Here is a 12683-nt window from a genome sequence, read left to right on the forward strand (position 1 = left end):
GCCCACTCACACCGTGCCCACCGTTGTGCCCACCCCAGGAGCCACCGTGACCACGCAAGCGCCGGCCTTCGCGAGCCCCGCCGACCACGCCACCTACGGCCACTACGCCCGCACGCCCGCCTACCCCTTCCGCGGGCGCGTCACCGCCGACGGTTCGAGCGGCTTCCGCGCCGAACCCGGCCGCTACCACGTCTACGCCGCCTGGACCTGCCCGTACGCCCAGCGCGTCGCCATCGTCCGCAAGCTCAAGGGCCTGGAGGACGTCGTCACCCTGTCGTACGTGGACGACGAGCGCGACGGCCGGGGCTGGGCGTTCCGCGCCCACCGCGGCCCCGACCCGGTCAACGGGTTCACGCTGCTCGGGCAGGCGTACGAGGCGACGCGGCCCGGCTATGACGGCCACCTGTCGGTCCCGGTCCTGTGGGACCGCCTGACCGGCCGGATCGTGAGCAACCACTTCCCCGACATCACGATCGACCTCGGCACGCAGTTCGACGCCTGGGCCCGCGCGGGGGCCGACCTGTACCCGGTGCACCTGCGTCCGCGCATCGACGAGCTGAACGCCTGGATCTACGCGGAGGTCAACACCGGCGCCTCCCGGGCCGCGCTGGAGCGGCTGGACGCGCTGCTGGGCGAGCACCGGTTCCTGACGGGCGACACGATCACCGAGGCCGACGTGCGGCTGTGGGTGTCGCTGGCCCGGCTGGAGGTGTTCGACCTGAGCGAGTTCGAACACCTGTGGGGTTACGCCCGCGACCTGTACCGGCGTCCGGCGTTCGCGGAGACGATCGAGGGACTGCCCGACTCCTGGCACCAGCCGCACCGGCGGGACCGGTGAGCCGGCCGCGCCGCCGCGTGCACCTGGCCGCGCACTTCCCCGGCGTCAACAACACCACGGTCTGGTCCGATCCGCGTTCGGGCAGCCAGATCGACTTCTCCTCCTTCACCCATCTGGCGGCGACGGCCGAGCGCGGCCTGTTCGACTTCTTCTTCCTGGCGGAGGGGTTACGGCTGCGCGAGCTCAAGGGCCGCATCCATGACCTGGACGTGGTCGGCAGGCCCGAATCGCTGACCGTGCTCAGTGCGCTGGCGGCGGCCACGTCCCGGCTCGGCCTGGCGGCCACCGTCAACACCACCTTCAACGAGCCGTACGAGCTGGCCAGGCGGCTGGCCACGCTCGACCACCTGAGCGAGGGCCGGGCCGGGTGGAACGTGGTGACCACGTCCGACGCGTTCACCGGCGAGAACTTCCGCCGGGGCGGCTACCTCGACCACGCCGACCGTTACGCGCGGGCCGCGGAGTTCGTCCGGCTGGCGCGGGCGCTGTGGGACTCCTGGCAGCCGGGCGCGTTCGTCGCCGACCGGGAGTCGGGGCGCTTCGTCCGGCCGGGCGGCATCGGCACGGTCACCCACCGGGGCGAGCACTTCGACGTGGCGGGCCGGTTCACGCTGCCGCGCAGCCCGCAGGGCCATCCGGTGATCATCCAGGCGGGCGATTCGGAGCAGGGCCGGGAGTTCGCCGCGGCCACGGCGGACGTGATCTTCAGCAGGCACGGCACGCTGGACGACGGCAAGGCGTTCTACGCCGACGTCAAGGGCCGCCTGGCCCGCCACGGCCGGGCGCCGCACGAGCTGAAGATCATGCCGGCGGCCACGTACGCGCTCGGCGACACCGAGGAGGACGCCGCCGAGAACGCGGCGGTGATCCGCAGCCAGCAGGTGGGCCCGCAGACCGCGATCGCGTTCCTGGAGCAGGTGTGGGGCCGCGACATGTCGGCCTACGACCCGGACGGGCCGCTGCCGGACGTGGAGCCGGACCTGACGGGGGAGGTGGCGCAGGGCCGCGTGCGGCTGGCCGACCGGGCCGCAGTGGCCGCGAAGTGGCGGGCGCTCGCCCAGGAGAAGGGGCTGACCATCCGCGAGCTGGTCATCGAGGTGACCGGCCGCCAGACGTTCGTCGGCACCCCGGCGAGCGTGGCCAGGCAGATCGACGAACACGTGCAGGCGGGCGCGGCGGACGGGTTCATCCTGGTGCCGCACCTGACGCCCGGGGGCCTGGACGACTTCGTCGACCGGGTGGTGCCGCTGCTTCAGGAGCGCGGCGTCTTCCGTACCGAGTACACCGGCGCCACGCTGCGCGAACACCTGGAGCTGTCATGACGTTGCACCTGGCCGTCGCCCTGGACGGCGCGGGCTGGCATCCGGCCGCGTGGCGGGAGCCCACCGCCAGGCCGGAGACGATCTTCTCGGCCCGCTACTGGGCGGCGCAGGTCGCCGAGGCCGAGCGCGGGCTGCTCGACTTCGTCACCATCGAGGACTCGCTGGGCCTGCAGTCGCTGCTGGCCGACGGGGACGACGACGAGACCGGGCAGGTGCGGGGCAGGTTCGACGCCGTCCTGCTGGCGGCCCGGATCGCGCCGCTGACCAGGCGGATCGGGCTCGTCCCCACGGCCACGACCACGCACACCGAGCCGTTCCACGTGGCCACCGGCATCGCCACGCTCGATCACGTCAGCGGCGGCCGGGCCGGGTGGCAGGCGCGGATCTCGGCGCGCGGCAGCGACGCGCGGCACTTCGGCCGCCGCGCGTTCCCGCCGCTCGACGGGCTGGACGCGGACTCGCCCCACGTCCGGGACCTGTTCGCCGAGGCCGCCGACGCGGTCGAGGTGGCGCGCCGGCTGTGGGACAGCTGGGAGGACGACGCGGAGATCCGCGACGTGCCGACCGGCCGGTTCGTCGACCGCGACAAACTCCACCACATCGACTTCACCGGGCGCTTCTTCACCGTGAAGGGCCCGTCGATCACGCCGCGCCCGCCGCAGGGCCAGCCCGTGGTCACCGCGCTGGCGCACGCGCGGCTGCCGTACGAGTTCGCGGCGCGGGCGGCCGACGTCGTGTACGTGACGCCGCGCTCGACCGAGCAGGCGCGGGACGTCGTCCGGGAGATCAGGGGCCTGTCGGGCGAGGTCAAGGTGTTCGCCGATCTGCTCGTGTTCGTCGGCGACGACGCCGCCGGGCGCAGGGCCCGGCTGGACGAGCTGGCCGGGGCCGAGCTGACCTCCGACGCGGCGGTCTTCACCGGCACCGCGGGGGAGCTGGCCGACCTGCTGCTCGACTGGCGGCGGGCCGGGATCGAGGGGTTCCGGCTGCGCCCGGGGGTGGTGCCGGACGACCTGAAGCAGATCACCCGGCGGCTGACGGCCGAGCTGCGTGCGCGGGGCGCGTTCCGGTCCGGGTACGAGGCGGGCACGCTGCGCGGCCTGCTGGGGCTGCCCCGCCCGGCCAGCCGATACGCGGAGGCATCATGAAATTTCTGGCTATCACGTTGATTGCGCACCACGACGACCGCTCACCCACCGATCGCCTCCGCGAGGTCGTCGAGAACGCGGTGCTGGCGGAGCAACTGGGCTTCGACGGGTTCGGCGTGGGCGAGCGGCACGAGCGGCCGTTCCTGTCGTCGTCGCCGCCCGTGGTGCTGGCCAACATCGCGGCCAGGACGGCCACGATCCGCCTGTTCACCGCGGTGACCACGCTCAGCCTGCTCGACCCCGTCCGCGCGTACGAGGACTACGCCACACTCGACCACCTGTCGGACGGCAGGCTGGAGCTGATCATCGGCAAGGGCAACGGGACCGCGCAGGCGCAGCTCTTCCACGTCACCCCCGAGGACCAGTGGGAGCGCAACCGGGAGGGCTACGAGCTGTTCCGCCGCCTGTGGCGGGAGGACAAGGTCACCTGGGAGGGCCGGTTCCGGCCGCCGCTCACCGACGCCGAGGTGCTGCCCCGGCCGCTCCAGCGGCCGATCAGGGTGTGGCACGGCAGCGCCACCAGCAAGGAGTCCGTGGAGCTGGCCGCCCGTTACGGCGACCCGCTGTTCTCGGCCAACGTCACCAACCCCATCGAGCCGTACGCCGAGCTGATCGATCACTACCGCGAGCGGTGGGCGCACCACGGGCACGACCCGGCGGACGCGCTCGTCGGCGCGGGCACCGCGGGCTTCTACACGGCCCGCACCTCGCAGGAGGCGATCGCCACCTACCGGCCGATCTACGACGCGAGGATCGCCCTGCTGGCGGAGCTCGGCGTCCGGCCGGTGTTCCCGACGCTGGAGGACGCCATCGAGCGCGGCTCCATCCTGGTCGGCAGCCCGCAGCAGATCGTGGACAAGGTGCTGCGCTATCACAAGCGGTTCGGCCACGAGGTGATGCACCTGCACGCCGACGCCGACGGCCTCACCCCCCGCCGGCACCGGGACGCGCTGGAGCTGTTCCAGGCGGAGATCGCGCCCGCGCTGCGCGAGGCGGTCCCCAGCCGGCCGTTCCCCGGAAGGACGTCATGACCCTCTCCATCCTCGACCTCGCCCCCATCACGTCCGGCCACAGCGCCGCCGACGCGCTGGGCAACACGCTCGACCTGGCCCGCCGGGCCGAGGAGCTCGGCTACCGCCGCTACTGGGTGGCCGAGCACCACCTGGCCCCCGGCGTGGCCAGCTCCGCGCCTTCCGTGCTCATCGCGCTGATCGCCGCCGCCACCCGGACCATCCGGGTGGGCTCGGGGGCGGTCCAGCTCGGGCACCGCACGCCGCTGTCGGTCGTCGAGGAGTTCGGCCTCGTCGACGCCCTCCACCCGGGCCGCCTCGACCTGGGCCTCGGCCGCTCGGGCAGGCCCGCGCCAGGCCAGGCGCCGGCTCGGGCGCCCGAGCCCCCGCCGGGCCCCCGGACGGTCGACGGGCTGCTGATCCCCGCGCCGTTCGACTGGTCGCGGCTCGCCGGGCATCCCCGGCTCGTCTTCCACGAGTCGCTGCTGCGCCAGCCCGGAGCCGAGACGCCGGACTTCGCCGAGCAGGTCGACGACGTGCTCGCCTTCCTCGGCGGCACCCACCAGGCTCGCGCGGTGCCCGGGGAGGGGGCCGACGTGGCCGTGTGGATCCTCGGCAGCAGCGGCGGCCAGAGCGCCAGGGTCGCCGGTGAGCGCGGCCTGCCGTTCGCCGCCAACTACCACGTCAGCCCGGCCACCGTGCTGGAGGCCGTCCAGGCGTACCGGGAGGCGTTCAAGCCGTCGGCCACGCTGGCGGAGCCGTACGTGATCGTCTCCGCCGACGCCGTCGTGGCCCCGACCACGGAGAAGGCCCGCGAGCTGGCGGCCCCGTACGGGCTGTGGGTGCGCGGCATCAGGACCGGGGCCGGCGCCCAGCCGTACGCGACGCCGCGGGAGGCCGCCGCGTACGAGTGGAGCGAGGCCGACCGTGACCTGGTCCGCGACCGTACCGACACGCAGTTCACCGGCACGCCGGGCGAGGTCGCGGAGCGGCTGCGGACGCTGCGGCGGGTGACCGGGGCCGACGAGCTGCTGGTCACCACCATCACCCACGACCACGCCGACCGGGTGCGCTCCTACGAGCTGCTCGCCGACGCCTGGGAGCGACAGTGAAGCGGCTGACGCCCCTGCTGCTCGCGCTGGCGCTGGCCGCCTGCGGCACGCAGACGGCCCCGCAGGGCGAGCAGGCGGCCTCGCTGACGTGGGCGATCGAGACCCAGCCGATCACGCTCAACCCGCACCAGTGGTCGCAGAACAAGGCCAGGCTGCTGGTGTTCAACCAGTTCGACGCGCTCGTCTCGCGCGGGAAGGACGGCTCGTTCCAGCCGTGGCTGGCCAGGTCGTGGAAGGTGTCGGACGACGGCCTGACCTACACCTTCGAGCTGCGTGACGACGTGAAGTTCCACGACGGGACGGCGTTCGACGCGGCGGCCGTCAAGGCCAACCTGGACCAGTTCCGCGTGCCGGACTACAACCCGGCCGTGGCGTCCATCCAGCTCGGCGCGCTGGACGAGGTGGAGGCGGTGGCCTCGCACACGCTGAAGGTGAAGCTGAAGGAGCCGGACGGCCTCTTCCTGGACTTCCTCGCCTCGCCGTACGGCGGCCAGGTGTCGCCCAGGTCGCTGAAGACCGCCAAGGACCTGAAGTTCGGCGGCCCCGACCTGGTCGGGACCGGGCCGTTCATCCTGGAGCGGTACGTGCAGGGCCAGGAGATCCGCTACCGGCGCAACCCCGCCTACGCCTGGGCGCCTCCCGGAGCCGGGCACCAGGGGCCGGCGTACCTGTCGGAGGTCGTCTACCGGTTCCTGCCCGAGGCGGCGGTCCGGGTCGGCGCGCTCACCTCCGGCCAGGTGCAGGTCATCGAGGGGGTCCCGGCCACCGAGGTGAAGTTGATCAAGAGCGATCCCGGCCTGGCCCTCCAGACCGCGCTCAACTCCGGCACGTCGTTCTCCTACTACTTCAACGTCACCCACCCGCCCTTCGACGACCAGCGCGTCCGCGAGGCGTTCCGGGAGGCGGTGGACGTGGACGCCGTGCTCAAGGCCGTCTACCAGGGCACCGCCACGCGGGCGTGGAGCGTCGTCGGCGCGGCGAGCCCGTTCTACGACGCCTCGCTCGAACGCTCCTTCGGCGGCGACACGGCCAGGGCCAACGCGCTGCTCGACGCGGCGGGCTGGACGGAACGCGACGCCCAGGGCTACCGGGTCAAGGACGGGAAGCGGCTGAGCGTGCGCAGCGTGTCGTCGGCCCCGTTCGTCAGGGACCGCCGCGACGTCCTGGCGCAGGCGATCCAGGCCCAGGTCAAGCAGAGCGCCGGGATCGACTTCCAGGTGAAGATCGTCGACCAGGGCACCGCGCAGCAGGCGGTGGCGGACGGCGCGTACGAGATCTTCGAGAACTCGCGCGGCGACTCCGACGTGGGCGCGGCGCTCAACCTGATCCTGCCGCGTGACGGCGCGATCAACCGGTCCGGGTACGTCGATCCGCGCGTGGACGGCTGGCTCGACCGCGCGTCGGCCACGCTCGACCAGGCCGAGCGCAAGAAGCTCTACGCCCGGGTGCAGCGGGTCGTGGTGGCGGACAAGGCCGTGGTGTTCCCGATCTACGTGCCCGCCGACCAGATCGCCTCCCGGGCGGGCGTGCAGGGGCTAGGGTTCGACCCCGGCTCGGGGACGCCGCGCAGCGCCTACGACGTGCGGATCGGCACATGATCAGGAGGCTGCTCGCCGGGGTCGCCGTCATGTGGGCGGCGGCCACGGCGGCCTATCTCGCGCTGCTGCTCGCGCCGGGAGACACCGTCGACATCCTGGTCGGCGACGGCCCCGACACGCCGGAGATCCGGGCCGGGATCATCGCCGAGTGGGGCCTGGACCGGCCGGAGGTCGTCCAGTACCTGGCGTACCTGGGCCGCCTGCTCCGGGGCGACCTGGGCCGTTCGTACCAGTCGCAGCGGGGCGTCGGCGAGATCCTGGCGGGCCAGGTGTGGCCGACCGCGCAGCTCACGCTCGCCGCCGCCGCGACGGGCGTGGCGCTGGCGGCCGTCATCGCGCTCGTCACCGCGGGGCGGGGCCGCTGGTCGCGGACCGCCGCCTCGGCCGCCGAGCTGGTGTCGGTGTCGGTGCCGCCGTTCCTCGTCGGGATCGTGCTGCTGTCGGTGTTCTCGTTCACGCTCGGCTGGTTCCCCGTGTCGGGCGCGGCGGGGCCGGAGGCGCTGGTGCTGCCGGCGCTGGCGCTCGGGCTGCCGATCGCGGGCGTGCTCGGCCAGGTGCTGCGCGACGGGCTGGAACGGGCGCTGGAGCAGCCGTTCGCGGTGACCGCGCGGGCTCGCGGGCTGACCGAGCGGGCGCTGGTCGCCCGGCACGCGCTCAGGCACGCGCTGCTCCCGGCGGTGACGCTGGCCGGCTGGTTCACCGGCACCCTGCTCGGCGGCGCGGTGATCACCGAGGTGCTGTTCGGCAGGCCGGGGCTCGGGCAGGTCGCCATGCAGGCCGTCACCGGCGGCGACCTGCCGGTGGTGATGGCCGTGGTGCTGCTGTCGGCGGTCGTGTACGTGACGATCAGCACGCTGCTCGACCTGGCCTACCGGGTCATCGATCCCAGGGTGCGGGCCTGACATGCGGGTCCTCGCGCCGCTGGCGTTCCTCGTGCTGCTCGCGGCCGCCGTGGCCGCGCCCGGCCTGTTCACCGCCGTGGACCCGCTCGCCGCCGACCCGGCCGCCGCGCTGGCCCCGCCCGGCGGCGCGCACTGGCTCGGCAGCGACCACCTCGGCCGCGACGTGCTGGCCAGGGTGGTGTACGGGGCCCGTCACTCGATCAGCATCGGCGTGGCGGCCACCGGCCTGGCGGTCACCGCCGGGGTGCTGCTCGGCCTGGCCGCCGGGCTCTCGCCCCGCTGGCTGGACGAGGCCCTGGCCCGCTCCTTCGACACGCTCTCGACGCTGCCGGAGCTGCTGCTGGCCCTGCTCGTGGTGGCGATCGCCGGACCGGGCACCGGCAGCGTGATCTTCGCGATCGCCGTGGCCCAGGTGCCCACGTACGCCCGGGTCGTCCGCGCCCAGACGTTCGTGGTGCGCCGGTCCGGCTACGTCGAGCAGGCCGTCACGTTCGGCCGCTCCCGGGCGGCCATCGTGGCCGGTCACGTGCTGCCGAACGTGCTCGGCGCGATCCCGGTGCTGGCCACGATCGGGCTCGGCACGGCGGTCATCGCCACCTCCGGGCTCAGCTTCCTCGGCATGGGGCCGCAGCCGCCCGCCGCCGAATGGGGCTCGATGCTCTCCGAGGCCCGCAACTACCTGCGGGTGGCCTGGTGGCAGGCGCTCTTCCCGGGCGCGGCCATCACGCTGACCGTGATCTGCCTGACCGTCACCGGCCGGCGCATGCAACGCCGCTTCGAAGGGAGGACGCCATGACCGTGAGCGCCGCGCCGCCGCTGCTCAGGACGCTGGTGGCGGTGGAGGACCTGCGGGTGCGCTTCGGCCGGGCCGAGGTGGTGCGCGGGGTCTCGCTGGCGGTGCGGGCGGGGGAGTGCGTGGCGGTGGTGGGCGAGTCCGGCTCGGGCAAGAGCGTGACGGCGCGGTCGCTGCTCGGCCTGGCCGGACCCGGCTCCACCGTCACGGCCGGCTCGTTCCGGATCGGCGGCCGGGACGCGCTCCGGTTCGGGCAGGCCGACTGGCGGCGGCTGCGCGGCAGGTTCGCCGGGCTGGTGCTGCAGGACGCGCTCGTCTCGCTCGACCCGCTGCGCACGGTGGCCGCCGAGATCGCCGAGGTGCTGGCCGTGCACGACGTGGTGCCGCGCGCCCGCCGCCGGGATCGGGTGCTGGAGCTGCTCGCCTCGGCCGGGGTGCCCGATCCGGAGGCCCGCGCCGGGCAGCGCCCGCACGAGCTGTCGGGCGGGCTGCGCCAGCGGGTGCTGATCGCCTCCGCCATCGCCGCCGACCCCGAGCTGATCATCGCCGACGAGCCCACCACGGCGCTCGACGTCACCGTGCAGGCCCAGATCCTGCGCCTGCTCGCCGACCGCAAGGCCGCGGGCACCGCGCTGCTGCTGATCAGCCATGACCTGGCCGTCGTCGCCTCGATCGCCGACCGCATCCTCGTGATGAAGGACGGCCGGGTCGTCGAGGAGGGTCCGGCGGACGAGGTGCTGTCGGACCCCCGGCACCCCTACACGCGCACGCTGCTGGCCGCCGTCCCGTCCGCCGCCTCGCGCGGCACCCGCCTGTCGGCCCCGGGCACGCCGGTGCCGCCCAGGCCGGTCACGGACGTCCAGGTCCTCGCCGGCACCGGCCTGACCAGGGCGTACGGGCCCCGTAAGGCCGTGGACGGCGTGTCGTTCAGCCTGCGCGAGGGCGAGACCCTGGGGGTGGTCGGCGAGTCGGGGTCCGGCAAGACCACGCTCGCCCGGCTGGCCCTCGGCCTGCTCGAACCGGACGACGGCCGGGTCACGCTGCTCGGGCGGCCGTGGAGCGGCATGCCGGAACGGGCCAGGAGGCCGCTGCGGTCACGCGTCCAGCTCGTCTCCCAGGACCCGCTCGGCTCGTTCGACCCGCGCCACACCGTGGGCCGGCTCGTCGCCGAACCGCTCGGCCTGCCCCGCGGCGAACGCCGGGACCGGGTGCTCGACCTGCTGGAACGCGTCGGCCTGCCGCCGGAGCTGGCCGCCCGCCACCCCAGGGAGCTGTCCGGCGGCCAGCGCCAGCGCGTCGCCATCGCCCGCGCCCTCGGCCCCCGCCCCGACGTGCTGATCTGCGACGAGCCGGTGTCGGCGCTCGACGTGTCGGTCCAGGCCCAGGTGCTCGACCTGCTGGCCGACCTCCAGGCCGAGTACGGCACCGCCATGCTGTTCATCTCGCACGACCTCGGTGTCGTCCACCATGTCAGCCACCGCGTCCTGGTCATGAAGGACGGCCGGGCGGTCGAGGAGGGCGAGGCCGGGCAGGTGCTCACCCGGCCCGCGCACCCGTACACGCGGGCGCTGGTGGCGGCGGTGCCGAAACTCGGCTCGGCTCAGCGGAACGCCAGCCCGTCGAAGTCGCCGGAGGAGCGCCACTCGTCGATGAACCGGAAGTAGGCCACGGCTCCCTGCGGATGGCCGACCATGAGCCGGCCGGCACGGCCCGGGTCCACGCCCTCGTTGTTGTAGTAGCCGGGCGTGCAGTCGGGCGAGCCCAGCAGGGAGCCGGCCCCGGACAGCAGCAGCTCCACCCAGGCGTCCTCGGCCTCGGCCGTGGCCTCGACCTGGGTGTGGCCGTGGTCGAGGGCGTGCTTGACGATCGTGGCGATCGTGCGGCCGGCCTCGGTGAGGTTGTGCGGGATGTTGGAGATCAGGTTCGCGCCCTGGGTGGGCTGGACGATGAAGGCGTTGGGGAAGCCGTGCACGTGGATGCCGTGCAGGGTGCGCATGCCGTCGGCCCAGTGCTCCGACAGCCGGACGCCGTCGCGCCCGGTCAGGTCGTAGCCGGCGCGGCGGGAGAACTCGGTGCCGACCTCGAACCCGGAGGCGTAGATGACGCAGTCGACCTCGTACTCCCTGCCGTTGGCGACCACCCCGGTCTCGGTGATGCGCTCGACGCCCTTGCCGTCGGTGTCGACCAGGTGGGTGCCCGGCTCGTTGTAGGCCTGCAGGTACTCGTCGTGGAAGCACGGCCGTTTGCAGAGCTGGCGGTACCAGGCCTTCAGCCGGTCGGCGGTCTGCGGGTCGGCCACGATCGCGTCGACGCGGGCCCTGATCTCGGCCATCTTCTCGAAGTCGGAGTCCTCGAACGCCTCCAGCATCCGCTCCAGCGTGCGCTCCCCGGCGGGCAGTTCGGCGATCCTGGCGCGGACGCGGCGGGCGATGTCGGTCCAGCCGTCCATCACCAGGTCCTCCTCCGCCAGGGCGCCGGTCTGGTTGGCGGTGAAGTTCTCCAGCCAGCGCTGCTGCCAGCCGGGCGTGGCGATCGAGGCGAACCACTCGGGGTCCGTCGGCCGGTTGCCGCGCACGTCGACGGACGACGGCGTCCGCTGGAACACGTACAGCTCGCCGCACGCCCTGGCCAGGTGCGGCACGCACTGCACGGCGGTCGCGCCGGTGCCGATGATCGCCACCCGCTTGCCGGCCAGCCGGTCCATCGGCGTGCCGAGCGCGTCGCCGCCGGTGTAGGCGTAGTCCCAGCGGCTGGTGTGGAACGAGTGCCCGCGGAACGTCTCGATGCCGGGGATGCCGGGCAGTTTCGGCACGTGCAGCGGCCCGACGCCCATCGCCACGAACTGGGCGGTGAACGCGTCGCCCCGGTTCGTCGAGACGATCCACCGCGTCCCGTCCCAGGTCAGGTCGGTGACCTCGGTGTGGAACAGCGCGTTGTCGTACAGCCCGTACTGCTTGCCGATGCGCCGGCAGTGCTCCAGGATCTCCGGCGCGTGCGCGTACTTCTCGGTGGGGACGTGGCCGGTCTCCTCCAGCAGCGGCATGTAGACGTAGGAGGCGGTGTCGCACTGCGCGCCGGGGTAGCGGTTCCAGTACCAGGTGCCGCCGAAGTCGCCGCCCTTCTCGACGATGCGGACGTCGTCGACGCCGGCCTCCTTCAGCCGCGCCCCGGTGACGAGTCCGGCGAATCCGCCGCCGATGAACGCGACCGTCACGTGGTCGCGTCGCGGCTCGCGCGCGGTCATCGGGGTGTACGGGTCGTCCAGGTAGTGGCTGAGCTGACCGGTGAGCCGTAGGTACTGGTCGTTGCCGTCGGGCCGGAGGCGTTTGTCGCGCTCCTCCAGATACCTACGGCGAATGGCCTCTTTGTCCATGAACGCTCCTTCGGCGGCGATTCCAGAATGGCATTCGGAAATCGCCTGGACAAGGGTCGCTCAGGCCAGCGCGTCGCGCGTCCACGAGCCGAGCACCAGGAGCGTCTTGGTGCCCGTCACGTCCCCCGCCCGGCGCAACCGGTCGATGACCTGCTGCAGATGGCCGAGGTCGCGCACCCGGACGTGGATCAGCGCGTCGGGGTCGCCCGCGATCGTGAACACCGCCTGCACCTCCGGCACGTCCGTCGCCGTGCGGACGATCTCGCTGACCGGCGTCGTCCCCGGATACCGCAGCTCCGTGAACGCCTCGATGCCCCAGCCCAGCTTGGAGTAGTCGATCTGCACGCTGAACCCGGTGATCACGCCGAGCTCCCGCAGCCGGTCCACCCGCCGCTTCACCGCGGCCACCGACAGGCCGATCCGCTCGGCCATCTCCGAGAACGTCCGCCGGCCGTCCTCCCGCAGCAGCCGCAGCACCTGGTGATCGATCTCGTCCACGACTGACATGCGCCAACCTCCTCCTGTGCGCAAAGAACATATGCATCCAGCGGCTTCCACTCCAACTATTTGCGTCTTCGGGCGGGTTT

Annotated in this window: 11 protein-coding genes; 9 read left to right on the forward strand and 2 right to left on the reverse strand. The window is 73.4% G+C overall.

Annotated elements, in window-relative coordinates:
* Window positions 1-46: 46 nt before the first annotated feature.
* The 9 genes from AB0J53_RS12670 to AB0J53_RS12710 are packed head-to-tail and all read left to right on the forward strand — an operon-like array spanning window position 47 to window position 10387.
* Complete coding sequence (locus AB0J53_RS12670) at window positions 47-838, forward strand: glutathione S-transferase C-terminal domain-containing protein (protein WP_364171497.1); 792 nt, start codon at window positions 47-49, stop codon at window positions 836-838.
* Window positions 835-2160 carry an NtaA/DmoA family FMN-dependent monooxygenase gene (locus AB0J53_RS12675; protein ID WP_364171498.1) on the forward strand — a complete coding sequence of 442 codons (1326 nt, stop codon included), beginning with the start codon at window positions 835-837 and terminating at the stop codon, window positions 2158-2160. The genes AB0J53_RS12670 and AB0J53_RS12675 overlap by 4 nt, the downstream gene beginning before the upstream one ends.
* Complete coding sequence (locus tag AB0J53_RS12680) at window positions 2157-3308, forward strand: LLM class flavin-dependent oxidoreductase (RefSeq protein ID WP_364171500.1); 1152 nt, start codon at window positions 2157-2159, stop codon at window positions 3306-3308. The genes AB0J53_RS12675 and AB0J53_RS12680 overlap by 4 nt, the downstream gene beginning before the upstream one ends.
* Window positions 3305-4339 (forward strand): LLM class flavin-dependent oxidoreductase, encoded by a 1035-nt coding sequence (locus AB0J53_RS12685; protein WP_364171502.1) that lies wholly within the window; start codon window positions 3305-3307, stop codon window positions 4337-4339. Before AB0J53_RS12680 ends, AB0J53_RS12685 begins: the two co-directional genes overlap by 4 nt.
* Window positions 4336-5430: an LLM class flavin-dependent oxidoreductase gene (locus tag AB0J53_RS12690; protein ID WP_364171504.1), complete on the forward strand. Its 1095-nt coding sequence runs from the start codon at window positions 4336-4338 to the stop codon at window positions 5428-5430. The genes AB0J53_RS12685 and AB0J53_RS12690 overlap by 4 nt, the downstream gene beginning before the upstream one ends.
* Window positions 5427-7028 (forward strand): ABC transporter substrate-binding protein, encoded by a 1602-nt coding sequence (locus AB0J53_RS12695; protein WP_364171505.1) that lies wholly within the window; start codon window positions 5427-5429, stop codon window positions 7026-7028. The genes AB0J53_RS12690 and AB0J53_RS12695 overlap by 4 nt, the downstream gene beginning before the upstream one ends.
* Window positions 7025-7930, forward strand: coding sequence for an ABC transporter permease (locus AB0J53_RS12700; RefSeq protein ID WP_364171507.1), 906 nt, complete (start codon window positions 7025-7027; stop codon window positions 7928-7930). Before AB0J53_RS12695 ends, AB0J53_RS12700 begins: the two co-directional genes overlap by 4 nt.
* A gap of 1 nt (window position 7931) precedes the next feature.
* Entirely contained in the window at window positions 7932-8726 is a 795-nt protein-coding gene (locus AB0J53_RS12705) for an ABC transporter permease (RefSeq protein ID WP_364171509.1), read from the forward strand.
* Window positions 8723-10387 carry an ABC transporter ATP-binding protein gene (locus AB0J53_RS12710; RefSeq protein WP_364171511.1) on the forward strand — a complete coding sequence of 555 codons (1665 nt, stop codon included), beginning with the start codon at window positions 8723-8725 and terminating at the stop codon, window positions 10385-10387. Before AB0J53_RS12705 ends, AB0J53_RS12710 begins: the two co-directional genes overlap by 4 nt.
* Here AB0J53_RS12710 and AB0J53_RS12715 read toward each other — a convergent pair.
* Both AB0J53_RS12715 and AB0J53_RS12720 read right to left on the reverse strand, forming a co-directional pair.
* Window positions 10324-12096: an NAD(P)/FAD-dependent oxidoreductase gene (locus tag AB0J53_RS12715; protein ID WP_364171513.1), complete on the reverse strand. Its 1773-nt coding sequence runs from the start codon at window positions 12094-12096 to the stop codon at window positions 10324-10326. The genes AB0J53_RS12710 and AB0J53_RS12715 overlap by 64 nt on opposite strands.
* Window positions 12097-12156: 60 nt before the next feature.
* Window positions 12157-12603: an Lrp/AsnC family transcriptional regulator gene (locus AB0J53_RS12720; RefSeq protein ID WP_219508519.1), complete on the reverse strand. Its 447-nt coding sequence runs from the start codon at window positions 12601-12603 to the stop codon at window positions 12157-12159.
* Window positions 12604-12683 lie beyond the last annotated feature (80 nt).

Source organism: Nonomuraea sp. NPDC049725 (genome assembly GCF_040674795.1).
GTDB classification, from domain to species: domain Bacteria; phylum Actinomycetota; class Actinomycetes; order Streptosporangiales; family Streptosporangiaceae; genus Nonomuraea; species Nonomuraea ceibae.